The following is a 25272-nucleotide window of genomic DNA, read 5'->3' as shown; positions in this document are numbered from 1 at the left end:
CCCGCCGGGCTGCGCCCGGCTCCTCGCGGCCGCTTCGCTGCAAATCAGCCCCTCGCTCCGGTCCTCCGCTGACGCTTCGGCCTCACGGTTCGCGGCCCGGCTGAAGCCGTCCCTGTCGGTCGGGCCGTCGCCCGGACGGTCCGGGCGCGCAATACTCAGGAGAACTATCATGCCTGCAATCGGTCACGTCACCCGCCAGAGCGACGGCAGCTTCAAGGGTTCGCTCCGCACGCTTTCGGTGAGCACGGACATCCAGCTCGTACCCAACCGGGCGAAGATGGGCGACCAGCCCGACTACCGGGTTTTCGCGAGCGGCGTGGAACTCGGCGGCGGCTGGAACCGCACCAGCGAGGTCAGCGGCAACGATTACATCCGCGTCTCGATCTCGGCGCCCGAGCTCGGCAATCGGCCGCTCTTCGCGAACCTCGGCCGCGCCGCCGGTCAGGACGACGACGAGACTTTCGCCCTGATCTGGAACCCCGGCAACTGATCGCCGATGCCCCGCGCGGACTATCGCGCGGGGCATTTTCGCGTGCTCGATCCCGGTCCAAGTCGACCAGGACGAGCAAAGTCCGGTCGTGGGTAAGGGGTTTCTGCTCGGGTCGGCCCATGATCCGGGGCTCTCGCGGCCCGCCTCAAGGACGACGGGGCCCCACCATTTTTCGCGGGCGGCGCGCGCGATGCGCGCGCTCGCGGACGCCGTTCGCCCGCAAAAAATCGTTGCCCCCATCGCCGCTTCGCGGCCGCTTCGCGATCCTTGACCCGGACCACGAGAGCCCCGGGCGAGGCCGTCGTCCTCAAGCAATCAGGAGACGGATCATGGCCCTGGAACAGCAGATCGAAGAGCTTCGCGCCGAGCTTTCCGTGTGCAGCGACGATGCGGAACGTGCACAGATCGCGGCCGAATTGGAACTGGCCAAGGCGCAACTTACGGCTCAAGAACGCCGCGCTTGAACAGCAGGATAGGGCTTCCGGGCGGCTTCGCTCGGGAGCCCTTTTTGCTTGCTCGCCGGGAGCCAGATTCGATGACGGTGGGTGCCGTCGGGGAAGGAGAAGGTACGGGGGATCAGGGAGAAATCGTAAGGCAAGATATAGGCAATGGCACTGTCAGCTGGGCTGACATGCCATAAGCTGTTGTCTGCACATCGTTTTCTAGGAGGTGGGGACAGTGCCTGCCCGAGTCGGACAGTGCCAATTTGGCCGAAAATGGCCGATTTCTGCGGGATTGGCAGGCACCGATTTCCAGATTGACCGAATTCTGCGCAGCCTTGGCGATCCACAGCGACGCGAGACTTCTCCATGGCGCGCGATGACGATTTCCTGCCCGTGCTTGGCCGGCAGCGTGCCCGCGGTAAGGGCACGGCTCGGCCGGTGCTCGGCGCGATCCTGGCGGCGACAAACCTGGCGCAAGGCGGCGTGTTTTCACGAGGCCGGCGCAGCTTCACCGGAAGCCGGATCGGGCGAGGTTCGGGAATGGGCCAGGCGCTTGGCGCGCGAGACCGGTTCGCGTCACTTCGATCACGGCGGGTCATCATCAAGGCGCGCGTCGTTCATCTGAAGGGGAAGGGGTTCGCCGCGGCCAAGGCGCATCTTCGCTACGTCCAGCGTGATGGAACCTCGCGGTCGGGCGAACGCAGCGAGCTCTACGGTCCTGACAGCGATCATGCTGATCGTGATGCCTTCCTCAATCGGTCGGAGGGAAACCGCCACCAGTTCCGCTTCATCGTCTCACCCGAGGACGGCGCCGAATACGAGGATCTGAAACCGCTGACGCGGCGGCTCATGGCGCGAATGGAACAGGATCTCGGGACGAAGCTCGATTGGGTCGCGGTCGATCACTTCAATACGGCGCATCCGCACGTCCACATCATCGTGCGCGGCGAGGACGAGTCCGGGCAGAACCTCGTCATCGCCAAGAGCTACCTCAGCCACGGCATGCGCGAGCGCGCCGCGGAGCTCGTCGACCTGGACCTGGGGCCGCGCACCGATGCAGCGATTGCGCGCGGCCTCATGGCCGAGGTCGAGCAGGAGCGGCTGACCAGCATCGATCGCCGTCTCCTTCGCGAGACCGATGGCATGGGGCTCGTATCTCCCGCCCATGGCGATCCGTTCCAGCAGACCACGCGTACGGCTCGTCTTCGCTATCTCGAAGGCCTTGGCCTCGCGGAATCCAAGGGCTCGCACTGGCGGCTATCGCCGGCGCTCGCCGAAACGCTCAAGCGGCTTGGCGAAGAGGGCGACATCATTCGCACAATGCAGCGCGCCTATACCGTGCGCGGCGAGGAGCCGCCCGGAGCTAGGTCTTGGGCAAAGTATGATCCATCGCTACCGGAAGCCCAGGCCCTCGTTGGACGGGTAATCGAGAGGGGCCTCGCCGACGAACTCGAGGACCGGCACTATCTGGTCGTCGCAGCGACGGATGGCCGGGCTCACTATGTCGACATCGGCAAGGGCGAGAACTTCGAGGCTCTGGCGACCGACTGCATCGTGCGCATCGAACCCAAGTCCGGCGAGGTGCGCGCTGTCGATCGCGTGGTCGTCGAGGTCGCGGCCGCGAACGAGGGACGCTATTCGGCCGATCTTCATCTCGAACATGACCCGACCGCGTCGGGGAGTTTCGTCGACACGCATGTCCGCCGCCTCGAAGCAATCCGGCGCCGGCTCGGTTCATTGGAACGCGAGCCCGATGGGGCCTGGGTGATTGGACCCGAACATCTTGCCACCGCGGCAGCCTACGAAGCCCAGCGCCTGCGCGACAATCCCGTCAGCGTCGAAACGCTCAGTCCCGCGCCCCTGGAAAAGCTCGTCGGCGCTGAGGCTGCCACCTGGCTCGACCGGCAACTGGTTGGCGAACTCCAGGTCACGCGAGCCGACGTCGGTTTCGGACGGGAATTAGGCGACGCGCTCAAACGTCGCGATCGATGGTTGGCGCAGGAGGGCCTCGTCGCGGATCAGGCAGGTCAGCGTCGCTACGCTCCGGACGTTATCGCGCAGCTTCGTCGGCGCGAGCTTCTCCGGGTTGCCGGCCAGCTATCGGCAGAGCTGGGTCTCCGGTTCACCGAGAGCGGGCCGGGTGAGCGCATCGAGGGCGTCTATCGGCGCCACGTAGATCTCATGAATGGCCGCTATGCCCTGATCGAGAAGTCGCGCGAGTTTACGCTGGTGCCCTGGCGGCCCGTGCTCGAGCGCGAGGTCGGCAAAAGCGTATCGGGCATCATGCGCGAGAGCGGCATCAACTGGACGATCGGGCGATCACGAGAAGGTCCGTCGATTTCGTGACATTTCCATGGGCGGGATAAGAAGGAGGCCTGCGTGCCGGAGCGCGCAGGCCTCATTGAGGCATCCAGTCTTGCGACCAAATGCCTCGGTCGCTTGACGACAATAGCACGTTGCCGCTCGGGAAATTGTACAATCCCGACACGGCTTGGTGTCAGCCGTTCAGCTTATCCTTGACTGCCTTGGCAGGCGCGAAGGTCAGCTTCTTCGAGGCGGCGATCTGCATGGCAGCACCGGTCGCCGGGTTTCGGCCTTCGCGGGCCGGGCTGTCCTTGACCTTGAACTTGCCGAAACCGTTGAGCGCGATTTCATCGCCCTTGGCGGCGGCTTCGGCGATCGCGGTGAAGACCGCATCGACGTACTTGCGCGCGTCGGCCTTGGTGAGGGCGTGATCGGCGGCGAGCGCTTCGGCAAGGTCGGTATTGTTCATGATCGTCTCCCAGAAATAGCGAGGCGCACGAATTATCGGCCGCCGCGACTCGGGTCCATCGACAGCGCGCGAAAATCCCCGGCTCTCTCTGATTTTGTGGCCTCGGCGCCAAAGGAGTCCTCGCCTGTCCTCCTGAGGCACCACTGGTCTACTACCGCGGACCTTGGAGCGATGGGACAATTGCGTCGGCCGGATTGCGGCCAGCCGGGGAACGCAGGATGTCGCCGACCAAGCTCCTCTTTGGACAGATCCTGATCGTTTTCGCGATCGTCATCGCAGGCATCTGGGCCGCCACCCAGTGGTGCGCGGCAATGCTCGCCTACCAGCCCGAGCTTGGCCGGCCCTGGTTCGAGATCGCCGGTTTCCCGATCTATCGGCCCTGGTCGATTTTCCCGTGGTGGTATCACTTCGAGGCCTATGCGCCGAAAGTCTTCGACAAGGCGGGCACCCTTGCAGGGGCAAGCGGCTTCCTCGGCTGCGCAGCCGCGATCACAGGCTCCTTGTGGCGCGCGCGCCAGGCGCGGCAGGTCACGACCTATGGCTCGGCGCGCTGGGCTTCCGCCCGTGAGGTCGCCCGGGCAGGTCTCTTTGGTCATGCTGGCGTATTCCTCGGCCGGTTCGCGGACCGGTACCTGCGGCACGACGGACCCGAGCATGTCCTCGCCTTCGCGCCGACGCGTTCCGGCAAAGGCGTAGGCCTTGTCGTGCCGACCTTGCTCAGCTGGACGGGCTCTGCCGTCGTCCACGACATCAAGGGCGAGAACTGGGATTTGACTGCCGGCTGGCGCGCCCAGTTCAGCCATGCCGTGCTCTTCAATCCGACCGACCGCCGGTCCGCCTGCTACAACCCGCTGCTCGAGGTTCGCCGCGGCGAGCATGAAGTCCGCGACGCGCAGAACATCGCCGACATTCTTGTCGATCCGGAAGGGGCGCTCGAGCGTCGCAACCATTGGGAGAAAACCAGCCACAGCCTGCTCGTCGGCGTGATCCTTCATGTGCTCTATGCGGAAAAAGAGAAGACGCTCGCCCGTGTCGCGACCTTTCTCTCCGATCCGCGCCACGACCTGCCTTCGACATTGCGGCGGATGTTGACCACCAATCACATCGGTACGCCCGAGGCGCCGATGGCTCATCCGGTGGTCGCCTCGGCCGCGCGCGAGATGCTCAACAAGAGTCCGAACGAACGCTCGGGAGTGCTGTCGACGGCAATGTCGTTCCTGGGCCTCTATCGCGATCCGATGGTCGCGGAGATTACGTCGAGAAGCGATTGGCGCATCGCCGACCTCGTTCACGGCAAAAGCCCGCTCTCGCTCTACCTCGTCATCCCGCCCTCGGACATCAGCCGCACCAAGCCGCTCGTCCGGCTCGTGCTCAATCAGATCGGGCGCCGGCTGACCGAGACGCTTGAAGGCGAGCGGGGTGGACGTCGCCATCAGGTCCTGATGATGCTCGACGAGTTCCCGGCGCTCGGCCGCCTCGATTTCTTCGAGACGAGCCTTGCGTTCATGGCGGGCTACGGCGTGCGCGCCTTCCTCATCGCCCAGAGCCTCAACCAGATCGAGAAGGCCTACGGCGAGCACAATTCGATCCTCGACAACTGCCATGTGCGCGTCGCTTTCGCGAGCAATGACGACCGCACGGCGCGGCGGATTTCGGAAACGCTCGGCGTTGCGACCGAGCAGCGCGCGATGAAGAACTACGCCGGGCACCGGCTCGCGCCCTGGCTCGCCCACGTCATGGTCAGCCGCCAGGAGACCGCGCGGCCCCTGCTGACCCAGGGCGAGGTCATGCAGCTTCCGGCCGACGACGAGCTCGTCATGGTCGCTGGGCTCGCGCCAATCCGGGCCAAGAAGCTCAAGTATTACGAGGATCCCCTGTTCCTCGCGCGCCGCCTCGCTCCGCCGGCACTGGATCTGGGTGGCTACGAAGATTGCCCGGAGGCACGCGCGGACGATTGGGGCCAGGATGTGCGCCGCACCGACCCGCGCCTGGACGTGCAGACCGAGGATCAGCTGGCTGGTCTCGATGACGGCGGGCTCGGTCAGGAGCGTCATCCCGGGATCGAGGAAGCGAACGCCGCGCCGCAGGCGCCCGTCCCGCCCCAGGACAACGAGCCCGACCGCGATGACGTCGACGTTCCCGCCGACAAGCGGGCGATGGACCTGGTGAACACTGCGGTCGCGCGCGGCCACGCGATGAACGAAGGTCAGGACCAGGATCCCGACCTCCTGCCGGGGTTCTAAGCCATGCGCATTCGCCACAACCTCTATTTCGGGCAGCAGCTGACGCGGGAGCTCGATGCAATCATCGCGCGCGAGGGCGGCAACAAGTCGCAGCTCATCAACGACGTCATGCTCGAATGGATCGCCAACCGGGGCGCGGGCAAGGTCGAGACCCTGCTCAAACCCCGCCTCGACCGGCTCTCCAAGGAAAACGGGCAGCTCAATCGCGAGCTCGGCAAATGCCGCCGCGATGTCGGCATCGTGCTCGAGGCGCTGATGCTCTTCGTCCGGTATGTGCTGACGGCTTTCGCTGCTGATCCCGAGCACGACCAGGCAGCGCTCCGCCGCGGTAGCGAGCGCTACGACCGCTTCATCGCCCAGCTCGGCCGCCAGATCGCCGCGGGCGGCAGCAACCTTGCGTCCAATGACGACGATGAGGAGGCGGCCTCGTGAGCGAACTCGTTTCCGACACCCGCAAGCGCGGGATGCTGAAAAGCGCCATGGGGCCGACGATCGCCGCAGCCCTCGGCGATCCTTTGGTGATCGAGATCATGGTCAATCCGGACGGCGCGCTCTGGCTCGACCGGCTCGGCGAAGGACGCGCCGATACCATGGTGCGCTACGAGCCTGCGCAGGTGGAGCGGATCATCCGCCTCGTCGCCTCGCATGCGCGGACCGAAGCCCATGCGGCGGCGCCGATCGTCTCGGCCGAGCTGCCGCCGCACGGCGAGGGTGCGGGCGAGCGCTTCGAGGGCGTGCTGCCGCCCGTCAGCCTTGCGCCGTGCTTCTCGATCAGGAAGCCCGCCGCGCGGGTCTACACGCTGCTCGATTACGTGAATGACGGGATCATGGCGCCTGAAGCCGCGCGCATCCTTGCGCAGGCCGTAGTCGATCGGCGCAATATCCTCGTCGTGGGCGGCACCTCGTCGGGCAAGACCACGCTTGCCAATGCCCTGCTCGCCGAGATGGCCCACCTTGAGGACCGGGTGATCCTCATCGAGGATACGCGCGAGTTGCAGTGTGCCGCCCAGGACGTCGTGGCGCTGAGGACGCGCGCGGGCTCCGTTACCATGGCCGATCTCGTGCGCTCGACCCTGCGCCTCCGGCCCGACCGCATCATCGTGGGCGAGGTCCGCGGACGCGAGGCGCTGGACATGCTCAAGGCCTGGAACACCGGCCACCCCGGCGGGATCGCTACGGTCCACGCCAACTCGGCGGCAAGCGCGCTCTACCGGCTCGAACAACTGGTCCAGGAAGCCGTGATCACCGTGCCGCGCCGGCTGATCGCCGAGGCCGTCGATACGATCGTCTTCATCAGTGGCCGCGGCCGCGCGCGCCGCGTCGAGACGATCGCTCGCGTTACGGGGCTCGGCCCCGACGCCAACTACGCGCTTCTCGACCTCACGCCCGATCCCGCTCTCAACACGCAAGGAGACTGATATGCCTGCAAAGACCATACTGCGCGCCGGTGTCCGCCTCATGGCTGCCACGAGCACGATCGCGCTGACTGCGCCGGCCTATGCCGCCGGCTCGGGCATGCCCTGGGAGCAGCCGCTCGAGCAGGTGCTAGAATCCGTCCAGGGTCCGGTCGCCAAGATCATGGCGGTGATCGTCATCATCGTCACGGGGCTCACCCTCGCGTTCGGCGAGACGGCCGGCGGCTTCCGCCGGCTGATCCAGATCGTCTTCGGTCTGTCGATCGCCTTTGCCGCCTCGAGCTTCTTCCTCTCGTTCTTCAGCTTCGGCGGCGGGGCGCTCGTCGTATGATCGCCGCGCCCGATCAGCCCTGCGAAGGCTTCGAAGCCCCGATCCACCGGGCGCTCGTCGAGCCGATCCTGCTTGGCGGCGCGCCGCGCGCTATCGCGATCGTCAACGGCACACTCGCCGCCGCGCTCGGGCTCGGTCTGCAGCAGTGGCTGGCCGGGCTGGTGGTCTGGGCGCTCGGCCACACGGCCGCGGTCTTCGCCGCCAAGCGCGATCCCGACTTCGCGCCCGTCGCCCTGCGCCACCTTCGCCAGAAGGGATATCTCTCGTGCTGAACCTTCGCGAATATCGCCAGCGGGCCGATCGGCTTGCCGACCATCTGCCCTGGGCCGCGCTGGTCGCGCCTGGTGTCGTGCTCAACAAGGATGGGGCGTTCCAGCGCACGGCGCGCTTTCGCGGTCCCGATCTCGAGAGCGCAAGCCAAAGCGAGCTCATCTCGGCCTGCGCGCGAGTGAACAATGTGCTCAAGCGCTTCGGCACGGGCTGGGCGCTCCATTTCGAGGCCGAGCGCCGCGAGGCGCTGGGCTATCCCGAGAGTCGCTTCCCCGATCCCGCCTCCTGGCTCGTCGACGAGGAACGGCGCGCGACCTTCGAGGCCGCCGGGCAGCATTTCGAGAGCCGATACTACCTGACGCTCACATTCCTGCCGAGCGTCGACCAGGCCGAGAGCGCCGGCCGCCTGATGATCGAGCGCGAGGTGCCGGGCGAGGGCCGGGATTGGCGCCAGGCCTTGGCAGCCTTCGTCGCCGAGACCAATCGGGCCTTCGATCTGTTCGCGGGCTTCATGCCCGAGATCGCCCCGCTCGATGACGGCGACACGCTGACCTATCTCCACGGCACGGTCTCGACGCGGCGGCATGCGGTCGCGGTGCCCGAGACGCCGATCTACCTCGACGCGCTGCTCGCCGATACCCCGCTCGCCGGTGGGCTCGAGCCGATGCTCGGCGAAAGCCATGTGCGCACGCTGTCGATCCTGGGCTTCCCCAATGTCAGCCGGCCCGGGATCCTCGACGCGCTCAACCACCAGGGTTTCGCCTATCGCTGGGTCACCCGATTCATCGCGCTCGACAAGACCGAGGCGACCCGGGCGCTGACGAAGCTGCGGCGCCAGTGGTTCAACAAGCGCAAGTCGGTGACCGCGCTGCTGCGCGAGGTCATGTACAATCAGCCCGTCCAGCTGCTCGACAGCGACGCCGACAACAAGACCGCCGACGCCGATCTCGCGCTCCAGGCGCTCGGCGGCGATCATGTCGCCTTCGGGCACCTGACCGCGACGATCACCGTCGCCGACGAAGATCGCGCCCGCGTCGAGGAAATGGTCCGCAGCGTCGAGCGTATCGTCAACGGCCTCGGCTTCACCTGCATCCGCGAGAGCGTGAATGCGGTTGAGGCCTGGCTGTCGAGCCTGCCCGGCCAGACCTACGCCAACGTCCGTCAGCCGCTCGTCCACACCTTGAACCTCGCGCACCTGATGCCCTTGTCGAGTGTCTGGGCCGGGCCCGACAAGAACGCGCACCTCGCCGGACCGCCGCTGCTCCACGCGACGAGCTCGGGCTCGACGCCGTTCCGTCTCTCCACTCACGTCGGCGACGTAGGGCACATGCTGATCGTCGGTCCGACCGGGGCGGGCAAGTCGGTGCTGCTCGCGCTGCTTGCGCTGCAGTTCCGGCGTTACGAGGGCGCGCAGATCTACGTCTTCGACAAGGGCTTCTCGGCCCGCGCTGCGGTCCTCGCCATGGACGGCGCGCATCATGCCCTCGGGCTTGGCGGCGAGGATGGCGCCGGCGTTGGTGTTGGCACAGGCGCGCTGGCGTTCCAGCCGCTGCGAAAGATCCAAGACGCCAAGCATCGCGCCTGGGCGGCCGAGTGGATCGGCGCCTTGCTCGAGCATGAGCGGGTGCTGGTCACGCCCAACATCAAGGAAACGGTCTGGTCCGCGCTCACCAGTCTCGCGAGCGCAGCGCCCGAAGAGCGCACGCTGACCGGACTTTCCCTGTTGCTCCAGTCCATTCCGCTGCGTTCGGCGCTCGCGCCCTATACGCTCGAAGGGCCGTTCGGCCGGTTGCTCGACGCCGCCGAAGACCAGCTCGAGGTGGCAGACGTCCAATGCTTCGAGACCGAGGCGCTACTCGGACACACCGGCGTCGTCGCTCCTGTCCTGACCTATCTGTTCCACCGGCTCGAAGAACGCTTCACCGGACGGCCGACCCTCATTGTGCTCGATGAAGCCTGGGTCTTCCTCGACCATCCGCTCTTTGCCGCGCGGATCCGCGAATGGCTCAAAGTCCTGCGGAAGAAGAACGTCTCGGTCGTCTTCGCGACGCAGAGCCTTGCCGATATATCGAGTTCGACGATCGCCCCGGCTATCATCGAAAGCTGCCCGCAGCGGATCTTGCTGCCCAACGACCGGGCGATCGAACCGCAAAGCCTCGAAGCCTACGCACGCTTCGGTCTGAGCGAGCGGCAAATCGAGCTGATCAGCCGGGCGACACCAAAGCGGCACTATTACCTCCAGTCCGCCCGCGGAAATCGCCTGTTCGAGCTCGGCCTCGGCCCATTGGCCCTGGCTATCTGCGGCGCCTCGGATCCCGCCGCGCAAAAGCGGATCGACGCCCTTCTCGCGAGTCACGATCGCGGCGGCTTCCTCGCCGCCTTCCTCGCCGATGCGGGACTCGAATGGGCCCGCGAGGTCCTTCCCCATTTCTCCAGGCCCGACGCCTGATCCTCAAGCAGAAGGAGTTAGCTGTGATGAAAACCAAGATCCTCTCCGCCGTCGGTTCGGCTGCACTCGTTGCCGGCGGCGTCGCTGCCGTCATCTGCGTGGGGCTTCCAGCAACGCCGGCGCTCGCCATCCCGGTATTCGACGCCAACAACTACGCGCAGAACATCCTGACGGCGGCGCGCACGCTGACCTCGATCAACAATCAGATCCAGTCGCTGCAGAACGAAGCACAGATGCTGATCAACCAGGGCAAGAACCTGGCGCGCGTCGACTTCCCGCAGCTCCAGGAGCTGCAAGCCAAGCTGCAGGAGATCGACCGGCTGATGGGGCAGGCCCAGGGTATCGACTTCAAGGTCGGCTCGCTCGACCGTCAGTTCGAGGGCCTGTTCCCGCAGGACTTCACTGGGCTCGGTACGCGCAATCAGCGGCTGACCGCGGCGCGCGCGCAGCTGGAGGTCGCCATGGGCAGCTTCCGGCAGACGATGAGTATCCAGAGCCAGATCGCTGAAAACGTGGAAGGCGATGCCCGGACGCTCGCGGCGATCGTGTCGCGCAGCCAGAGCGCCGAAGGTTCGCTCGCCGTCAGCCAAGCCACCAATCAGCTCCTCGCGCTCTCGACGAAGCAGCAGCTCCAGATCCAGAATTTGATCGCCTCGCAGTTCCGCGCCGAGGCGCTGGAGCAAGCGCGGCGCGGCCAGATCGAGCGGCAGGCGCGCGAGGCGACCGCGCGCTTCCTCGGCGACGGCAAGGCCTACAGCCCGCGCAATTGAACTCCCGCGCGCCGGCTCCTTGAAGCCCGCCGGCGCACCTAGCCGCGAGGACTGCGGACCTCCGGGGGCCAGAGCTCCCGGTCCTCGCGGCGCTTTGTCTTCTTGGGTCAGGACAGTTCCGTGAACGATCTCAATGTCATCGATCAGTTCCTCGACGCCTTCGTCCGATATATCGACTCGGGCTTCGGCTTGCTCGGTAGTGACGTCGGCTTCCTGACGACAACGCTGATCGGCATCGATATCACGCTCGCCGGGCTCTTCTGGGCGCTCGGGGGCGAGGACGATGTCATCGCCAAGTTCCTGAAGAAGATCCTCTACGTTGGGGCCTTCGCGCTTATCCTCAACCGCTTCAACGATCTCGCGGATATCATCTTCCGCTCGTTCGCGGGGCTCGGCCTTACGGCCGGGGGCGGGACGATCACAGCCGACGAACTGCTGAAGCCCGGGCACCTTGCCGGCGTCGGCTTCGAGGCCGCAGCGCCCCTGCTCGAGCAGGTGAGCGAGCTCGTCGGACCGATCGCCTTCTTCGAGAACTTCGTCCAGATCGCCGTGCTCGTGATCGCCTGGATCATCGTCATCGTCGCCTTCTTCGTGCTCGCGGTGCAGATGTTCGTGACGATCCTCGAGTTCAAGCTGACGAGCCTCGCAGGCTTCGTCCTCGTGCCCTTCGCGCTTTGGAACCGGACCAGCTTCCTTGCCGAACGCGTGCTTGGCGCCGTCGTCTCGTCGGGCATCAAGGTCATGGTCCTCGCCGTCATCGTTGGCATCGGCTCCAACTACTTCGGGCAGTTCGTCGAAGCGCTGCAGGGACAAGAGCCCGATATCGACCAGGCCCTGTCGCTGATGCTGGCAAGCCTCGCGCTGCTGGGTCTCGGCATCTTCGGTCCAGCTGTCGCTTCCGGTCTTGTCGCGGGCGCGCCTCAGCTCGGCGCTGGCTCGGCGGCCGCTACCACCGCCGCAGCCGCGGGCGGGCTAGCCATGGCCGGAGCAGGCGCGGCCGGCGCGGCGCGCGGCCTGGCTGGTGCCGGTATGGGCGCGATCCGCGCCGGGACATCGATGGGCTCTGCCGCATCGACTGCCTACAAGCTCGGCCAGGAAACGAGCGGATCCTCTTCGGTGTCCGCCGGCATTGGCGGGATGGCGACCGCAGCGCGCGGCGCGGCGGCGCAGAAGGCTTCCTCCGCGTTTGGGCTCGGCGAAGCAGCCGAGCGCGGCCAGCAGTCCGCCTGGAATTCCGGCACCACCAAGGGCGGCGCGAGTGCCGCCGCGCCCAGTGAAGCGCAAGGTTCCATGCCGGCCTGGGCCCAGAAGCTGCAGTCCGAGCAGAGCGCGCGCAATCGCCGTCAGCTGGCGCTCCATACGATCCGCGACGGCGACCGCGGCGGTGCTTCCGCCACTCCCGACATCAAGGAAAGGGACGACTAGCCATGCCATTTCGACGTGCCGTGCAGCGCTATGGGCGCACACCCGAACCCGAGACGCCATACCAGCGCGCCGGGCAGGTCTGGGACGAGCGGATCGGCTCGGCGAGAGCCCAGGCGAGCAACTGGCGGCTGATGGCGCTGGGTGGTCTCGCGGTCTCGGCCGGTCTTTCGGCGGCCTTGGTCTGGCAGTCGTTGCAGAGCCGGGTCACGCCCTATGTCGTCGAGGTCGACAAGCTCGGCGAGGCGAGGGCGGTCGCCCCCGCCACCGCTGCCTATGAGCCGAGCGACGCACAGATCGCCTGGTTCCTGTCGCGGTTCGTGACCAACATCCGGTCCCGCTCGCTCGATCCGGTCCTGATGCGCGCGAACTGGCTCCAGGCCTACGACTTTGTCAGTCACAAGGGCGGAGTCTTTCTAAGCGAGTACGCCCGGTCGAACGATCCTTTCGCCAACGTCGGCGAAATGACCGTCTCGGTCCAGGTGACAAGCGTCGTGCGTGCTTCGGACAAGTCGTTTCAGGTCCAGTGGCGCGAAAGCGCTTTCGAGCGCGGCAGCCTGGCTGGCACGTCGCGCTGGACCGCGATCCTGACGATCGCCGTGCGGACGCCGCGCTCTGCCGAAATCTTGCGGAAGAACCCACTCGGGCTCTACGTCGAGGCGGTCGACTGGAGCCGCGAGCTCGACGGTGCGGGCGAAGCCGCCCAGCCGCCGCGACCGATACAGCGCGCGCCGGCACCGACCAACCTGCCGCTGGGATCTCCGCTTGATCCGGGCCTCGCCCAGCCGGCCGCCATCACTCTCACCGAAGGGACGAACCCATGATCAGGCAGACTATCGTCGTCGCCAACCTCGTTACGCTCGCGCTGTCGGGGACCGCAGATGCCCGCGGAGCGGGCGCGGCCAGTCGGGTCGCGAACGCCAACCGCGCCGCATTGCGCGAACCGGCACGCGCCGGCTTCGTCCAGGCCGTCCAGGTCTATCCCTATTCGGACGGAGCGCTCTACAGGCTGTTCGCGGCGCCCGAGCGCGTCACCGACATCGCGCTGCAGCCGGGCGAAGCGATCACATCGGTGGCTGCGGGCGATACCGCGCGCTGGACTGTGGGCGATACGACCAGCGGCGCAGGCTCGGGAAAGCGCGTGCATATCCTGGTGAAACCATATTCGGCCGGGCTGACCACGAACTTGGTCATCGCCACCGACAGGCGCGTCTACCGACTCCAGCTCGAAAGCACGGGGCGCACGGCGATGGCGGCGCTCTCGTGGACCTACCCGCAGGACGAGATGCTGGCGCTCCAGCGCCAGCGGGAGGCCGATGCGGCCGCGGCACCAATCGCCCGCGGCCTGGCCGTCGATCGCCTGCGTTTCGACTACCGGATCTCGGGCGACAAGCCCGCCTGGCGCCCGGCGCGGGCATTCGATGATGGACGGCAGACCTTCATCGAGTTCCCCGCCGGGATCGCCGTCGGCGAAGCGCCACCGCTTTTCGTGCTAAGCCAGAACGGCGAGGCCGAGCTCGTCAATTACAGGATGGCCGGTCGCTACTATGTGGTCGACCGGCTGTTCGGTGCGGCAGAGCTGCGGCTCGGCGGTAAGCGCCAGAGCGTGGTGCGCATCACGTCGCAGGCATCCCGCCGTCGGGAGACGGCTCATGACTGATCCAACCAAGCCAAGACTTCCGTCTCGTCCGAAGGCCGATCCAGAGACTTTGGTCACGCGTGGGACGCCGAGAAAAGCGGTCCGGTTCCGGCGCAGCGCGGTAATTGCTGCTGCTGCGCTGGGTTCGGTCGCGGTGGTTGGCGTTGCCTGGCTTGGCCTGAGGCCTACGTCCTTCCGCATGGTGGCAGAAGCGAACGACAAGATCGAAGCAGCGGCGCCTCCCGAACAATTGGCCAACGCGCCCAAGTCTTACGGCGACGTCCCGAAGCTCGGTTTGCCACTGCCGGGCGATCTCGGGCGGCCGATCCTCGCGCATCAGCGCGCAGTCATGGCGACCGAGCCTGCTGTCGATCCGTCGGCCCGAGATGCCGAGGCTGAGCGCCAACGGCTGGAAGCCGATCGCAAGGCTGCACGCGAGTCCGGTGTCATGATACAGATTGCGAGTGGCGCAAGGCAGGCTGGGAGCACCGCAGGACTGGGCGCGATGGCGCCCAATGGCGACACTGCCGCCGAGGATCGCAGCCTGGACCTCGATCGGATCGCTGATCCGAATGGGCAGCGCCGGAAGGCGAGTTTCTTGCGGCAGGGTGATGCGGCATCCGACGTGAATTCTGGTCGCCTCGTTGAGGCGCCATCGCCCTATACATTGAGCGCGGGCAGCATCATCGCGGCGAGCCTGATCACCGGTCTCAACTCCGACCTGCCGGGGCTGGTCACGGCACAGATCAGCGAGAATGCCTACGACAGCGCCACGGGCCAGATCTTGCTGCTCCCCCAAGGTTCGCGCCTGATCGGTCGATACGACAGCGTCGTGGCCTTCGGGCAGAGCCGGGCTCTGGTCACCTGGAACCGCATCGTGCTGCCAGATGGTTCGTCGATCCGCATCGACAACATGCCCGCGACGGATACCAGCGGTTACGCCGGTCTGTCCGACAGCATCGATCGCCACACCTGGCAATTGCTCAAGGGCGTGGTTCTGTCGACGCTGCTCGGCGTGGGTACGGAAATCAGCTTTGGCGACGAGCGCAGCGACCTCGTCCGAGCGCTGCGCCAGTCCGCGCAGCAGAACGGGGCAAGGGCAGGGGATCAAATCGTCGGGCGTAGCCTGGATTTCCAGCCAACGCTCAAGATCCGGCCGGGCTGGCCACTCCGGGTGCTCGTCCACCGGGACATCGTGCTGCGGCCTTGGCGCCAGGGAGGAGCGTGAACCATGTCGAACATCAGGCTCGCCAAACTGCCGGAACGCTCCCCGGTCAAACTGACGGTCTGGGTCACCCCGGAATTGTCGAAACGGCTGGAGGACTATGCTGCGGTATATTCCGAGACCTATGGGATGAAAGAGCCCGTGACCGAACTCGTGCCGGCAATGCTGGCCACATTCCTCGATAGTGACCGTGGCTTCTCAGGGCGCAGGCGATAGCGCCGCGGGGCCAATCGCTGCCCCGTTTCCGCAAAAGCCCGAACGCTTCCTGCGTCTGAAGGAGGTCTGCCACCGGGTCGGCCTCGGCAAGTCGATGATCTACGAGATGATCGGAGAGAAGCGTTTCCCGAAGCCTTACCTGATCTCGCCAAGTGCGGCGCGCTGGAGCGAACAGGAAGTCGTCGCCTGGATCGATGAGGTCAAGGATGGTTTCGAAGGAAAACGACGCAAGTTCTGAACTGCAAGTCGCTGGTCAACCTCTTTGAGCTCGTAGTCCGGCTTGAAATTGCCATCAAAAGATCACAAGTGCGCAAATCGGATATTCCTGTGGCCGCCTCTATATGAAAGCCGGTGGAATTTTTGCCATGGGCTGGAGGTTGGTATGGGGATTGAGGTGTCGGCGGATAATGTCGTCACTATCAACGATCAGCACGAAAAGGGTGTCGATACATCCGTTGCTGGAAATCCAAATAAGAGCCGATTCAAAGGCATTCCTCTATTTCACGTATTTAAGCGGAATCAGCGAGGTGCCCGGCGCGATGACGGCAATCCTCTGATCCACGCGCTGAAGGACCGACGGGGTTTTTCGATCCTGCCGTTTTGGAGGAATCTGATCATGAGCCGGGCCAAAGCGATTCTCGAGAAATCCAAAGCAGAGCTCGAAGGTTTCGACTTCGTCATGCCAATGCCATCCTCATCGCCCTTCTGCGCTCAATTTGCCGAAATGGTCTCGCAGGTCGCAGGTGCTCCGCTTCTGGCATCGGACTTTTTGAGGAAGCGTACGGTCGGTGAGGTCCTCGCCGAGGTGAAGGCCCATCCGCCGAAAGTGAGGCCTGGGAAAACCTCCTCCTTGGCCTCGCAGGTCCATGCATGGGAGAAAATGAGCCCCGAATCTCAGTATCAGGCAAAGGAAGTCGATCTATCTCTTCGACCGCTATTCAGCGGTTTCGCTATGGATGGTGATATCCCTGACGTGCAGGGCAAGCGGGTCTTGGTGGTCGATGACCTGTTTGCGACCGGTTCGTCGCTCTTGTCGGTGAGGGAGATTCTGGGCGGGCAAATGGGAGCGGAGGTCTGTGGATTGTGCTTCCTCAGCGGCACATGATGCGAGCGCAATTCCCTCTATCTTGACTTTAGAGGGATTTTTGACTAGCTAAGGCATTCAATCGGAGCGATCCGCGACCCTGTATCAACCTCAGGGTCGTAAAATATGAGGCAGGGCGTCAAAAACCTTGCAGGTCCGCGCGAGCACCTTTCCCGAGGTCACACCCATAAGGGGGGAATTTCGGGAAGACCATGAAGCGGATGGTCCTAATTTTCCATGGGGAGGCCTTTGTGCCTCCCTTTTTCTTTGTCTCACAGGGAGGCGATCCCTCAGAGAGGGGCTTGGCGCGCCCTTTCGCTTGAGGATGTCCGGCGAAATGAGTAGTAATACCGAGCCGTTTGACCCGATTGGTTAAATGTTTGATTTTTCAGCATAAAAAATCTTATGGTACGTGGCATGGTGCAGAGAGATTTGGTTAAAATTTTTTTCTAACGAATTCAAATCGTTGGGCAATTAATTCGAATCCCACCCTCTCCGCCAAGTGGTCTCGCCTCTTCCCAAATTCGGTTTCTCTTCCGCGCAAACCTCCGGGGTTCTGCGCGGTTCCAGGGCTCCAGCCGTACCGAGAGATCGGCATAGCGATCGCTGGGTTGCAGACATCATTCAGGGCCTGATTATGGTGCCAGGCGGTCGATCCAGGCCTCGATCAAAATGCGCATCTCGTCCGGCGGCGGGGTCAGGCCCATCTCTTCCTCGACGAGCAGGTTGCGCGCCACCGAGGCGATCACGAAGTTCACGAAGGCCGGCGGGGCGAGCGCCGGATCGGCGCCCGTGGGAAGCGGCCGCCGAGCCAGCCCCTCTTCGATGATGGCGTTGGCGGCGCGGTTGTATTCGCGAACTTCGTTCTTGAGTGCGGCATTGCGCGTGGCCATGGCCATGAACTCGATGGTCAGGCGACCGCTGCGGTCGCTGATCAGCGACCAGATCTCGCGCAGCGGCGCGGCCGAGGCGGCGGCTGCGCGCAGGCGGCCGAGAAAATCCTCGCTGCGTCGGTGGAACGTCGCGACGACCAGATCCTCCATCGTGCGGAAATAGTAGAACACCAGCTTCTGGTCGACGCCGGCCTCCTTGCCGACATTGCGCGAGGTGACCGCGGGGTATCCGTCGCGTGCCAGGACCCGCTCGGTCGCGTCGAGCAGCTCGAAACGCACCGTGGCATCTGGCGGACCCATTCTTCTGCCCGCCATCGTATCACTCCTTGCCCGGTGGGCTTCAAGCCCTCGGGATTTCATCGTCGTTTGACAAGATGTCGATTTGCTATCAGGGTGAGGAACATAATTCGCGAGTCCTTTTCGGAGCGACGCGGAAACGGGAACGAGGAGTGCCGACATGACGCTCAAGACTTGCGCAATCGCGCCGTTTGGCGTGGAAGTGATGCTCGACCTTGCAGCGGGGAAAAGCCTTGGCGAAGCGGTGCGGGGCGAATTGCAGGCGTTGTTTCTGCAGCATCATTTGCTGGTCTTTCGCGGGTTGCACCTGACGATGGACGAGCAAATCGATCTCTGCCGCAGCTTCGGCCCGGTGCCGGCGAGCGCCTACGAGAACTTCTATGTCTCCAACACGCGCGAGGACGGCTTCCTCGGCACCCGCGAGCTGCAGTGGCACAACGACGTTCCCTATCTGCCATCGCCCTACCTCGTCGCCGCGCTCCACGCGGTCGAGGTCGATCCTGACACAACCTCGACCAAGTTCGTGGATGCGGCGGCGGCCTATGCGCGGCTTCCGGCCGCGCTCAAGGCACGCGTCCAGGGGCTGAAGGCCTTGCAGGTGCGGCAGCGCCTCCACGATCGCGCGAACCGGCTCGAAGATCTCGAGGCGGGCGATCTCTGCACGGTCCATCCCGTCGTGCGGACACAGCCCGAAACCGGCCAGCCCTACCTGTTCGTCAACGAGAACATGACCGCAGAGATCATCGGCCTCTCGCGCGACGAGAGCGATGCCCTGCTGGGAGAGATCTACGCTGGGCTCTATGCCGAAAGCGGGGTCTACGATCACGCCTGGCAGCCGGGCGACATGGTGATCTGGGACAATCTCGTGGTCCAGCACGCCCGCGGCCAGGTCGGCAGCGGCGCGCGCACGCTGCAGCGCGTGACCTGCACGCGGCACACCTACACCGAGCAGTATCCGGCCGACAGCGTCGGCGAAGACCTGCTCAACACAACCCTGCTCGTCGGCGCCGACAGCTGAACCCCATTCCCGGAAGGAGCCTGATCATGACCGAGGCCGTTCTCGACAAGCCGAACCTGTCCCCCGAAGCGCCCGACACCTGGCTCGATAACGGCTACGAGCCGCTCTATGCGATGAGCTGGCGCGGCTATCAGGACTTGCAGCTCCAGGCGCTCAAGCTCCACTTCGCCAAGGTCAGCGGCCGTGTCGCCGCGCTCGACAAGCTGGCCGAGCGCGAGGGCATCACGAGCATCGACAGCATCGAGGAAGGCCTGCCGCTGCTGTTCGACCACCGCGTGCTCAAGAACTATCCGCTGTCGCTGATCGAGAAGCGGGACGTCGGCCGGCTCAACGCCTGGCTTGATCGCCTGACCACGCACGATCTCTCGAAGGTCGATCTCACCGGCGTGAACACGGTCGACGGCTGGCTCGATCGGCTCGACGCATTCGGCATGCTGATCGGCCACTCGTCGGGCACGACGGGCAAGCTTAGCTTCGTGCCGCGCTCGCAGGTCGAGTTCCCCTCGTGGCAGAAGACCTATTACGAGGCGCAGCGTGCGACCACCGGGGTCGACGCCTATACCGACAAGGTCGAGACCTTCTTCCCCGGCTATCGCGGCGGGCATCAGATGATGATGAAGATGCTCGAGCTGTTTAACGTTCCGGCTGCGGGTGGCCCCGAGCATTACCACACGCTCTATCCGCACCACATCTCGTCCGACCTGCTTTCGTTGGCGGCGCGAATGCAGGTGGCCGAGGATCGCGGCGAGCTCGACCAGCTCGGGCTCGACCCCGCGCTGCTCGAAGCGCGGCAGGCGCTGATCGCCCAAGGCAAGCGCCGCGAGCAGGACATCGAGACCTGGTTCTTCGAGCTGTTCGAGCGCAACCGCGGCAAGCGCGTCAAGCTGGGCGGCAGCTTCGGCGACCTGATCAAGACCGCCCGCAGCGGCATCGCCAAGGGCCTCAAGCCCGATTTCGCAGCGGGATCGTTCATTATGACCGGCGGCGGGATGAAGGGCCTCAAGGACGTGCCCGACGACTGGGAAGGCTATGTTCGCGACTATTTCGGAATCGATACGATTGGCATGTTCTATGGCATGTCCGAAGTGATGAGCATGTCGCCGCGCTGCTCCTGCGGCAACTATCACATCATGCCGCACACGATCCCGCTGCTGTTCGATCGCGAGATGAACCTGCTGCCGCGCGAAGGCACGCAGACTGGCCGCTATGCCTTCTACGACCTGCTGCCGCAGACCTATTGGGGCGGCTTCATCTCGGGCGACCAGCTGACGATCAACTGGGACGAAGACTGCGCCTGCGGCTGGAAGGGCCCGCGGGTCCTGCCCGAGATCACGCGCTTCGCCGAGATGGAAGGCGGCGATGACAAGATCAGCTGCGCCGGTACCCAGCAGGCTTACAACGAGTTCCTCGACTTCGTGTCGGGAGGCGAATGATGCCCAGCTCGGTCGACATTCCGATCATCGCTCGCGGTCGGATCATCCTGCCGACTGATGGCGACGCGGTGGAGTTCAAGGGCCGTGGCGGCGCTGCCTTCCGCTCGCCCGACCCGCACCGTCATATCCAGGACCTCGTGCTCGGCAATGCCGCGCTGCTCGCCGATCTCAACGCGGCGAAGGTCGCCGACATCGTCGATTTCCTCGCCGAGGCGGGCAAGCGGCTGCGGTTGGAAGACAACGCCTGGCTGCAGGAAAGCTTCGCGCTCGCCCTCCAGGCGGGCGGCCTGGCCGAGCCGATCCTGCGCGGGGTCTACGACCAACTACCCTATATGTTCGACGGTTGTGCGTTGACGGCCTTGGCTGACCAGACGATCGGCATTGCCTACCTCGACGGGTGGGTTTCGGGCGGTGCGCCGTACGACAACGTTCGCGTGCGTGCGGTGGGCACGCGCCAGCTCCACATCACCGCGGGCAACGTGCCCGTGGTAGCCGCGCTGACCGTGATCCGCGGGGCTCTGACAAAGTCCGACATCCTCATCAAGTCGCCGTCGAACGACCCGCTGACCGCCAATGCCATCGCGCGAACGTTGATCGATCTCGATCCCGCGCATCCCGTGGTGAAGCACATCGCCGTGGCCTATTGGAAGGGCGGCGACGAGGCGATGGAATCGCAGATCGTGCGCACCAGCCGCATCGACAAGATCACCGCCTGGGGCGGGATGAGCTCGGTCAAGCACATCCAGAAGTTCCTCTCGCCGGGCATCGATCTGACCGCGCTCAATCCCAAATACTCGATGTCGATGATCGGCGCCGACGCGCTGGCAAGCGAGGCGGCGATGGACGAGGCGGCGCTGGGCGTCGCGGTGATCTCTGGCTTCTACAACCAGACCGCCTGTGCCAACACGCGCGTGGTCTATGTCGAATCGGGCACTGACGAAGCGGATATCGAACGCTTGGTGCAGTTCGGGCGCCGGATCGTCGCGGCCTTCGCGGCGTTGCCGCCGGTGATCTCCACCCCGGCCGAAACGCGCAACCGCGATCTCGAAGCCGAGCTCGAGGCGGTGTCGCTCGAGGACGATTTCTATCACGTCGAGGGCGATACCCTGACCGGCGGCGTGGTGATCTCCAAGTTCCCCGACCGCGTCGATTTCTACGACCAGCTCAACAATCGCGTGGTCAACATCGTGCCGGTGCCCGATCTGCTCGACGTGGCGAAATGGTGCGACGACACCACCCAGACCGTGGGCATCTATCCCGAGACGATCCGGGATCGCCTGCTCGACACTTTCTCGCTCGTCGGCGTGCAGCGGATGGTTTCGCTGTCGGGCGGCGATTCGATGCAGATATTCCACGACATGCACACCTTGCCGCCGGGCATGCCGCACGACGGCATCGAGCCACTGCGCCGGAACGTGCGCTGGGTGATCGACCACCGTCCTGCCAGCCACGAGGCGTCGGCGCTCGGCATCGCCGCAGAATAAACTCAAGGAAAAGCAGGAACATCATGGCAAATCTGGAAGGCAAGATCGCGCTCGTCACGGGCGCGGGGCGCGGCATCGGCCGCGAGATCGCGTTGCGGCTGGCGCAGGACGGCGCTTCGATCATCGCGCACTATTCGGGCAGCAAGGACGGCGCCGAAGAGGTGGTCGCGCAGATCACCGCAAACGGCGGTACGGCCGTCGCCTACAAGGCCGATATCGCCAAGCGCGACGAGATCGTCCGCCTGTTCGAGCAGATCGATGCCAATCCCGGCGTGCTCGACATCGTCGTCAACAACAGCGGCGTCATGACCACCGAAGGTTTCGGCAATCTGACCGAGGAGACTGTCCAGTTCATCTTCGGGGTCAACGTGTTTGGCCCCCTCTACATCGTCGACGAGGCGATCAAGCGCATCCGCGACGGCGGTCGCATCATCAACTTCAGTTCGAGCGTCGCGAAATATCCGCTCGCCGGCGCCGGGCTCTATTCGGCGGCGAAGAAGGCGATCGAGAGCTTCACCGAAAGCTGGGCGCGCGAACTGGCGCCGCGCAACATCACGGTCAATGCGATCGTCCCCGGCGCGGTCAGCCCCGGCATGATGGACGCTTCGCCGCAATACCGCCCGATGATGGAGGCGGCCTCGCCGTTCAAGCGCATCGGCAAGGCCAGCGAAATCGCCTCGATCGTCTCTTTCCTGGCCTCGGAAGAGGGCGCCTGGGTGACGGCGGGCACGATCCTGGCGAACGGCGCCGCCAACACCTGAACGGGAAGCGCCGAGATAGCCGTCCTTCAAAAGCCCCAATGGGCTCCTTGAAAGTGGCCGTTCATTCAGGTGGGCCTGAATTTGAGCTTTTGGGGCCGGCGCACTGGTCGGGAAATATGGACTTCGCCATGTGGCGCGTTTCGCCGATTGATCGTGCGCGATAGGCGGCCATTTTCGACCGCCTATCGTCAAGGGCTCCCTGGGGGCAGGCCCAATCCGTAATACCCGCTATCGCTGCGTCCGCGGAAAGGCGATTGATCTACGTGACCAACGCGTAGCCGCATAGCCTGCGGCAGCCGAAGTCCTGGGCTCCCTACTCGGCACCAATGCTGGCGTGGGAGGATATCTCTTGCAATACCGTCTCGGGCCGGGAGACGCCTGCGTGCCATGCCGCGGCCATGATCGCCAAGCCGGCGAAGCCGATCAGCGCTGTCCAATAAGGCTTGGCCCAGGCGATCATTGGGTACGAGCACCGGCAAGGCGTTTGATCGCCTGCGTCACGCGCGCGGCGCCTTCGGCGCTGGCAAGCGCGACGTCGAGCGGGCGTCCGCCGAGATCGGCATCGGGCAAATTGAGGAACTCCACGGCGGCATCTCGCCCACCTAGCGCCAGGAACGCCAGATGGGTCACTTCGCCTTGCCGCCGCGCGGCGTCCGCTGGAAGCTTATCGCCGCTGCGACGAAAGCGCATGGTTCTTGGAGGCCGCGGCGCATCGATCGGCGAATTGCTCATGTGAACCTGTTCCTATCGTATCGAGCACGCGACGGCGAAGGCACCGGCACGGGAGAAGTCAGCGCTTGTCTTTGGGTTTCTGCATCAAGTTGTGGACCGGTGACGCAGAGGTGTTTGCCAAGCCCGGCAAAGGCTTGGTCTTTTCCGCCTTGGGTTTGCGGACTTCGCGATTGCTGCGCTTCTGCGATTTGGCCATTCGTAAAACTCCTGTCGAAAGGCGCGCTAGCGATCGCAGGAACGCCGGGGCGCTCCAGGCAAAACGCGACCGGCTGGCGGAAATACGGGGGTGGGGATACTTGATCCCGCGCCCCCGTATGGCTCATGCGACCTGAAGGTTTACGGCCGACGTCTTTCCGCGCTGATCCTGCTCCAGATCGTAGGAAATGCGCTGATCCTTATCGAGCGTTTGCAGGCCTGCACGTTCCACGGCCGATATGTGAACGAAGGCGTCCGTGCCGCCACCCTCGGGCGCGATGAAGCCATAGCCCTTGTCGGCGCTGAAGAATTTTACGGTTCCGGTGATCATATGGATATCCTTTATCCCAGGAGTGACGGGCATGGGCCTTTGCGGGCACATCCCGGCTTTGTGAGGCTAGAGGGACAAAGGGGGCGCCAAGCGGCCCGATATCCGTCGCACGCGACGTAAGCTGATCCGATATGGGCTCGGCTTGTGAAATTGCAATGCGAAAAAGGGTGATGTGCTAATTTATCTTCGGGGATTCTAAGTATTAATAAGATAAAAAAGAGACATTCGATAATTGTAGGCAGTAGTAATTACATCACCAATTTTGGTCAATGCTGACGGTTAGATAGGCTGAAGGACGCCTTGATAGGAACGATCCTCAAGCGTGCGCCCGGCGCCGATCGCCACGCAGCTCAGCGGATTGTCCGCGACACGGACGGGCAAGCCGGTCTCTTCTGCCAAGGCGACGTCGATCCCGGCGAGCAATGCGCCGCCACCAGTCAGGCAGATGCCGCTTTCGATGATATCGGCGGCGATTTCCGGGGCGATCTTTTCGAGCGCGCTGCGCACCAGTTCTAGTATTTGTCCGACGCTCTCGGCCAAGGCGTCGGCAATTTCCGATTGCAGTATCGATATCTCGCGCGGGACGCCGCGCGTGGTGTCGCGTCCTTTGATCAGGGCTTGCACGGGTTGGCCCTTGTCCATGGGGCCTGCACGGCCGAGGGTCTTCTTGACACGCTCTGCTGTGGTTTCACCGATCAGAAGATTGTGGTGTCGGCGGACATGTAGCGCAATCGCCTCGTCCATGTTGTCGCCGCCGACGCGGGCGGACATGCTCATGTTCATCCCACCCAGGGAGATGACCCCGACTTCGGTCGTGCCCCCGCCGATATCGACGACCATCGATCCCAAGGGATCGGTAACGGGAAGATTGGCCCCGATCGCCGCTGCCATCGATTCGTCGATCAGCCAGACCTTGCGTGCCCCCGCATTGGAGGCCGCGTCGCGGATCGCGCGGCGTTCGACGCGAGTGGATCCGGACGGAACGCAGATTACGATTTCGGGTCCGAACAAGGGCTTGCCGCGTCGCCCTTGCGCTTTCTTGATGAAGTGCTTGATCATCTGTTCCGCGACATCGATGTCCGAGATCACGCCGTTGCGGAGCGGGCGTACCGTCTTGATGTGATCGGGCGTCTTGCCCATCATCAACTTGGCATCTTCGCCGACCGCCAGAACGCGCATAGCGCCGTTGATCGTCTCGATCGCGACGACCGACGGTTCGGCCAGGACGACGCCTTGATCCTTCACGTAGACGACGGTGTTGGCAGTCCCCAGATCGATCGCCAGATCGGACGAGTGGAGCGCGAGATGGTCGAGTAGCGACATGCGGTTCGGACGACTTTCGAATTCGGTGATCGCCA

General features: G+C 64.6%; 28 protein-coding genes. 21 read left to right on the top strand and 7 right to left on the bottom strand.

Annotated features, from left to right (window positions below):
- Window positions 1-169: 169 nt before the first annotated feature.
- From WG901_RS20870 to rlxS, 3 genes are all read left to right on the top strand, one after another.
- A complete protein-coding gene (locus WG901_RS20870; protein ID WP_339589053.1) occupies window positions 170-490 on the top strand; it encodes a DUF736 domain-containing protein in 321 nt (106 codons plus the stop codon).
- Between the two features lie 329 nt (window positions 491-819).
- Complete coding sequence (locus WG901_RS20865; protein WP_339589052.1) at window positions 820-954, top strand: hypothetical protein; 135 nt, start codon at window positions 820-822, stop codon at window positions 952-954.
- A gap of 345 nt (window positions 955-1299) precedes the next feature.
- A complete protein-coding gene (gene rlxS, locus WG901_RS20860) occupies window positions 1300-3279 on the top strand; it encodes a relaxase/mobilization nuclease RlxS (protein WP_339589051.1) in 1980 nt (659 codons plus the stop codon).
- Between the two features lie 151 nt (window positions 3280-3430).
- On the opposite strand, the gene WG901_RS20855 is transcribed toward rlxS, so the two are convergent.
- A complete protein-coding gene (locus tag WG901_RS20855; protein WP_339589050.1) occupies window positions 3431-3706 on the bottom strand; it encodes an HU family DNA-binding protein in 276 nt (91 codons plus the stop codon).
- A 218-nt stretch (window positions 3707-3924) separates the two neighbouring features.
- Here WG901_RS20855 and WG901_RS20850 point away from each other — a divergent pair, with 218 nt between their 5' ends.
- From WG901_RS20850 to WG901_RS20785, 14 genes are all read left to right on the top strand, one after another.
- Window positions 3925-5949 carry a conjugal transfer protein TraG gene (locus WG901_RS20850; protein ID WP_339589049.1) on the top strand — a complete coding sequence of 675 codons (2025 nt, stop codon included), beginning with the start codon at window positions 3925-3927 and terminating at the stop codon, window positions 5947-5949.
- A gap of 3 nt (window positions 5950-5952) precedes the next feature.
- The gene (locus tag WG901_RS20845; protein WP_339589048.1) at window positions 5953-6381 is read left to right on the top strand and encodes a CopG family transcriptional regulator; all 429 of its coding nucleotides are present in this window, start codon (window positions 5953-5955) and stop codon (window positions 6379-6381) included.
- A gap of 32 nt (window positions 6382-6413) precedes the next feature.
- Window positions 6414-7367: a P-type conjugative transfer ATPase TrbB gene (gene trbB / locus WG901_RS20840; protein ID WP_417603852.1), complete on the top strand. Its 954-nt coding sequence runs from the start codon at window positions 6414-6416 to the stop codon at window positions 7365-7367.
- Between the two features lie 40 nt (window positions 7368-7407).
- The gene (locus WG901_RS20835; protein WP_339589128.1) at window positions 7408-7695 is read left to right on the top strand and encodes a TrbC/VirB2 family protein; all 288 of its coding nucleotides are present in this window, start codon (window positions 7408-7410) and stop codon (window positions 7693-7695) included.
- Entirely contained in the window at window positions 7692-7967 is a 276-nt protein-coding gene (locus tag WG901_RS20830; RefSeq protein WP_339586475.1) for a VirB3 family type IV secretion system protein, read from the top strand. Before WG901_RS20835 ends, WG901_RS20830 begins: the two co-directional genes overlap by 4 nt.
- Window positions 7961-10414 (top strand): conjugal transfer protein TrbE, encoded by a 2454-nt coding sequence (gene trbE, locus WG901_RS20825; protein WP_339589046.1) that lies wholly within the window; start codon window positions 7961-7963, stop codon window positions 10412-10414. The genes WG901_RS20830 and trbE overlap by 7 nt, the downstream gene beginning before the upstream one ends.
- A 26-nt stretch (window positions 10415-10440) precedes the next feature.
- Complete coding sequence (gene trbJ / locus WG901_RS20820) at window positions 10441-11184, top strand: P-type conjugative transfer protein TrbJ (RefSeq protein WP_339589045.1); 744 nt, start codon at window positions 10441-10443, stop codon at window positions 11182-11184.
- A 120-nt stretch (window positions 11185-11304) separates the two neighbouring features.
- Window positions 11305-12609, top strand: coding sequence for a P-type conjugative transfer protein TrbL (trbL, locus tag WG901_RS20815; protein ID WP_339589044.1), 1305 nt, complete (start codon window positions 11305-11307; stop codon window positions 12607-12609).
- 2 nt (window positions 12610-12611) lie between these two features.
- Complete coding sequence (trbF, locus tag WG901_RS20810; RefSeq protein WP_339589043.1) at window positions 12612-13430, top strand: conjugal transfer protein TrbF; 819 nt, start codon at window positions 12612-12614, stop codon at window positions 13428-13430.
- A complete protein-coding gene (gene trbG, locus WG901_RS20805) occupies window positions 13427-14266 on the top strand; it encodes a P-type conjugative transfer protein TrbG (protein ID WP_339589042.1) in 840 nt (279 codons plus the stop codon). Before trbF ends, trbG begins: the two co-directional genes overlap by 4 nt.
- Window positions 14259-15473, top strand: a complete 1215-nt coding sequence (locus WG901_RS20800) for a TraB/TrbI/VirB10 family type IV secretion system protein (RefSeq protein ID WP_339589041.1) — start codon at window positions 14259-14261, stop codon at window positions 15471-15473. The genes trbG and WG901_RS20800 overlap by 8 nt, the downstream gene beginning before the upstream one ends.
- 3 nt (window positions 15474-15476) lie before the next feature.
- Window positions 15477-15686, top strand: a complete 210-nt coding sequence (locus tag WG901_RS20795; RefSeq protein ID WP_339589040.1) for a DUF2274 domain-containing protein — start codon at window positions 15477-15479, stop codon at window positions 15684-15686.
- A complete protein-coding gene (locus tag WG901_RS20790; protein ID WP_339589039.1) occupies window positions 15655-15924 on the top strand; it encodes a helix-turn-helix transcriptional regulator in 270 nt (89 codons plus the stop codon). Before WG901_RS20795 ends, WG901_RS20790 begins: the two co-directional genes overlap by 32 nt.
- Before the next feature lie 144 nt (window positions 15925-16068).
- A complete protein-coding gene (locus WG901_RS20785) occupies window positions 16069-16791 on the top strand; it encodes a phosphoribosyltransferase (protein ID WP_339589038.1) in 723 nt (240 codons plus the stop codon).
- Between the two features lie 614 nt (window positions 16792-17405).
- Here the strand turns inward: WG901_RS20785 and WG901_RS20780 are convergent.
- Window positions 17406-17978: a TetR/AcrR family transcriptional regulator gene (locus WG901_RS20780; RefSeq protein ID WP_339589037.1), complete on the bottom strand. Its 573-nt coding sequence runs from the start codon at window positions 17976-17978 to the stop codon at window positions 17406-17408.
- A gap of 142 nt (window positions 17979-18120) precedes the next feature.
- Between WG901_RS20780 and WG901_RS20775 the strand changes: the two genes are divergently transcribed.
- The 4 genes from WG901_RS20775 to WG901_RS20760 are packed head-to-tail and all read left to right on the top strand — an operon-like array spanning window position 18121 to window position 22656.
- Entirely contained in the window at window positions 18121-18978 is an 858-nt protein-coding gene (locus WG901_RS20775; protein ID WP_339589036.1) for a TauD/TfdA dioxygenase family protein, read from the top strand.
- 26 nt (window positions 18979-19004) lie between these two features.
- A complete protein-coding gene (locus tag WG901_RS20770) occupies window positions 19005-20411 on the top strand; it encodes a hypothetical protein (protein ID WP_339589035.1) in 1407 nt (468 codons plus the stop codon).
- Complete coding sequence (locus WG901_RS20765; protein ID WP_339589034.1) at window positions 20411-21895, top strand: acyl-CoA reductase; 1485 nt, start codon at window positions 20411-20413, stop codon at window positions 21893-21895. The genes WG901_RS20770 and WG901_RS20765 overlap by 1 nt, the downstream gene beginning before the upstream one ends.
- A 23-nt stretch (window positions 21896-21918) precedes the next feature.
- Window positions 21919-22656, top strand: coding sequence for an SDR family NAD(P)-dependent oxidoreductase (locus WG901_RS20760; RefSeq protein WP_339589033.1), 738 nt, complete (start codon window positions 21919-21921; stop codon window positions 22654-22656).
- A 313-nt stretch (window positions 22657-22969) separates the two neighbouring features.
- On the opposite strand, the gene WG901_RS20755 is transcribed toward WG901_RS20760, so the two are convergent.
- The 5 genes from WG901_RS20755 to WG901_RS20735 all read right to left on the bottom strand — a co-directional run bounded on the left by WG901_RS20755 (window position 22970) and on the right by WG901_RS20735 (window position 25237).
- Window positions 22970-23116, bottom strand: a complete 147-nt coding sequence (locus WG901_RS20755) for a hypothetical protein (RefSeq protein ID WP_339589032.1) — start codon at window positions 23114-23116, stop codon at window positions 22970-22972.
- Window positions 23113-23346 carry an antitoxin Xre/MbcA/ParS toxin-binding domain-containing protein gene (locus tag WG901_RS20750; protein WP_339589031.1) on the bottom strand — a complete coding sequence of 78 codons (234 nt, stop codon included), beginning with the start codon at window positions 23344-23346 and terminating at the stop codon, window positions 23113-23115. Before WG901_RS20750 ends, WG901_RS20755 begins: the two co-directional genes overlap by 4 nt.
- 100 nt (window positions 23347-23446) lie before the next feature.
- Window positions 23447-23584 (bottom strand): hypothetical protein, encoded by a 138-nt coding sequence (locus WG901_RS20745; RefSeq protein ID WP_339589030.1) that lies wholly within the window; start codon window positions 23582-23584, stop codon window positions 23447-23449.
- A gap of 123 nt (window positions 23585-23707) precedes the next feature.
- Complete coding sequence (locus WG901_RS20740) at window positions 23708-23914, bottom strand: cold-shock protein (protein WP_339589029.1); 207 nt, start codon at window positions 23912-23914, stop codon at window positions 23708-23710.
- A 279-nt stretch (window positions 23915-24193) separates the two neighbouring features.
- Window positions 24194-25237: a rod shape-determining protein gene (locus WG901_RS20735; RefSeq protein WP_339589028.1), complete on the bottom strand. Its 1044-nt coding sequence runs from the start codon at window positions 25235-25237 to the stop codon at window positions 24194-24196.
- Window positions 25238-25272 lie beyond the last annotated feature (35 nt).

Origin of the sequence: Novosphingobium anseongense (assembly GCF_037482895.1) — a bacterium.
Taxonomy (GTDB): Bacteria; Pseudomonadota; Alphaproteobacteria; order Sphingomonadales; family Sphingomonadaceae; genus Novosphingobium; species Novosphingobium anseongense.
Note: the sequence above shows the minus strand (reverse complement) of the source record. Positions and strands in the feature narration are given on the sequence as shown.

Bases quoted from the DNA above. Each gene is read 5' to 3' on its own strand.
- WG901_RS20735 (WP_339589028.1), bottom strand. From the start codon at position 25,237: ATGTCGCTACTCGACCATCTCGCGCTCCACTCGTCCGATCTGGCGATC.
- WG901_RS20755 (WP_339589032.1), bottom strand. From the start codon at position 23,116: ATGATCGCCTGGGCCAAGCCTTATTGGACAGCGCTGATCGGCTTCGCC.
- WG901_RS20745 (WP_339589030.1), bottom strand. From the start codon at position 23,584: ATGGCCAAATCGCAGAAGCGCAGCAATCGCGAAGTCCGCAAACCCAAG.
- WG901_RS20795 (WP_339589040.1), top strand. From the start codon at position 15,477: ATGTCGAACATCAGGCTCGCCAAACTGCCGGAACGCTCCCCGGTCAAA.
- rlxS (WP_339589051.1), top strand. From the start codon at position 1,300: ATGGCGCGCGATGACGATTTCCTGCCCGTGCTTGGCCGGCAGCGTGCC.
- WG901_RS20835 (WP_339589128.1), top strand. From the start codon at position 7,408: ATGGCTGCCACGAGCACGATCGCGCTGACTGCGCCGGCCTATGCCGCC.
- WG901_RS20865 (WP_339589052.1), top strand. From the start codon at position 820: ATGGCCCTGGAACAGCAGATCGAAGAGCTTCGCGCCGAGCTTTCCGTG.
- trbF (WP_339589043.1), top strand. From the start codon at position 12,612: ATGCCATTTCGACGTGCCGTGCAGCGCTATGGGCGCACACCCGAACCC.
- WG901_RS20740 (WP_339589029.1), bottom strand. From the start codon at position 23,914: ATGATCACCGGAACCGTAAAATTCTTCAGCGCCGACAAGGGCTATGGC.
- WG901_RS20760 (WP_339589033.1), top strand. From the start codon at position 21,919: ATGGCAAATCTGGAAGGCAAGATCGCGCTCGTCACGGGCGCGGGGCGC.
- WG901_RS20830 (WP_339586475.1), top strand. From the start codon at position 7,692: ATGATCGCCGCGCCCGATCAGCCCTGCGAAGGCTTCGAAGCCCCGATC.
- trbJ (WP_339589045.1), top strand. From the start codon at position 10,441: ATGAAAACCAAGATCCTCTCCGCCGTCGGTTCGGCTGCACTCGTTGCC.
- WG901_RS20870 (WP_339589053.1), top strand. From the start codon at position 170: ATGCCTGCAATCGGTCACGTCACCCGCCAGAGCGACGGCAGCTTCAAG.
- trbG (WP_339589042.1), top strand. From the start codon at position 13,427: ATGATCAGGCAGACTATCGTCGTCGCCAACCTCGTTACGCTCGCGCTG.
- WG901_RS20845 (WP_339589048.1), top strand. From the start codon at position 5,953: ATGCGCATTCGCCACAACCTCTATTTCGGGCAGCAGCTGACGCGGGAG.
- WG901_RS20770 (WP_339589035.1), top strand. From the start codon at position 19,005: ATGACCGAGGCCGTTCTCGACAAGCCGAACCTGTCCCCCGAAGCGCCC.
- WG901_RS20780 (WP_339589037.1), bottom strand. From the start codon at position 17,978: ATGGCGGGCAGAAGAATGGGTCCGCCAGATGCCACGGTGCGTTTCGAG.
- WG901_RS20800 (WP_339589041.1), top strand. From the start codon at position 14,259: ATGACTGATCCAACCAAGCCAAGACTTCCGTCTCGTCCGAAGGCCGAT.
- WG901_RS20750 (WP_339589031.1), bottom strand. From the start codon at position 23,346: ATGCGCTTTCGTCGCAGCGGCGATAAGCTTCCAGCGGACGCCGCGCGG.
- WG901_RS20855 (WP_339589050.1), bottom strand. From the start codon at position 3,706: ATGAACAATACCGACCTTGCCGAAGCGCTCGCCGCCGATCACGCCCTC.
- WG901_RS20765 (WP_339589034.1), top strand. From the start codon at position 20,411: ATGCCCAGCTCGGTCGACATTCCGATCATCGCTCGCGGTCGGATCATC.
- WG901_RS20850 (WP_339589049.1), top strand. From the start codon at position 3,925: ATGTCGCCGACCAAGCTCCTCTTTGGACAGATCCTGATCGTTTTCGCG.
- trbB (WP_417603852.1), top strand. From the start codon at position 6,414: ATGCTGAAAAGCGCCATGGGGCCGACGATCGCCGCAGCCCTCGGCGAT.
- WG901_RS20775 (WP_339589036.1), top strand. From the start codon at position 18,121: ATGACGCTCAAGACTTGCGCAATCGCGCCGTTTGGCGTGGAAGTGATG.
- WG901_RS20785 (WP_339589038.1), top strand. From the start codon at position 16,069: ATGGGGATTGAGGTGTCGGCGGATAATGTCGTCACTATCAACGATCAG.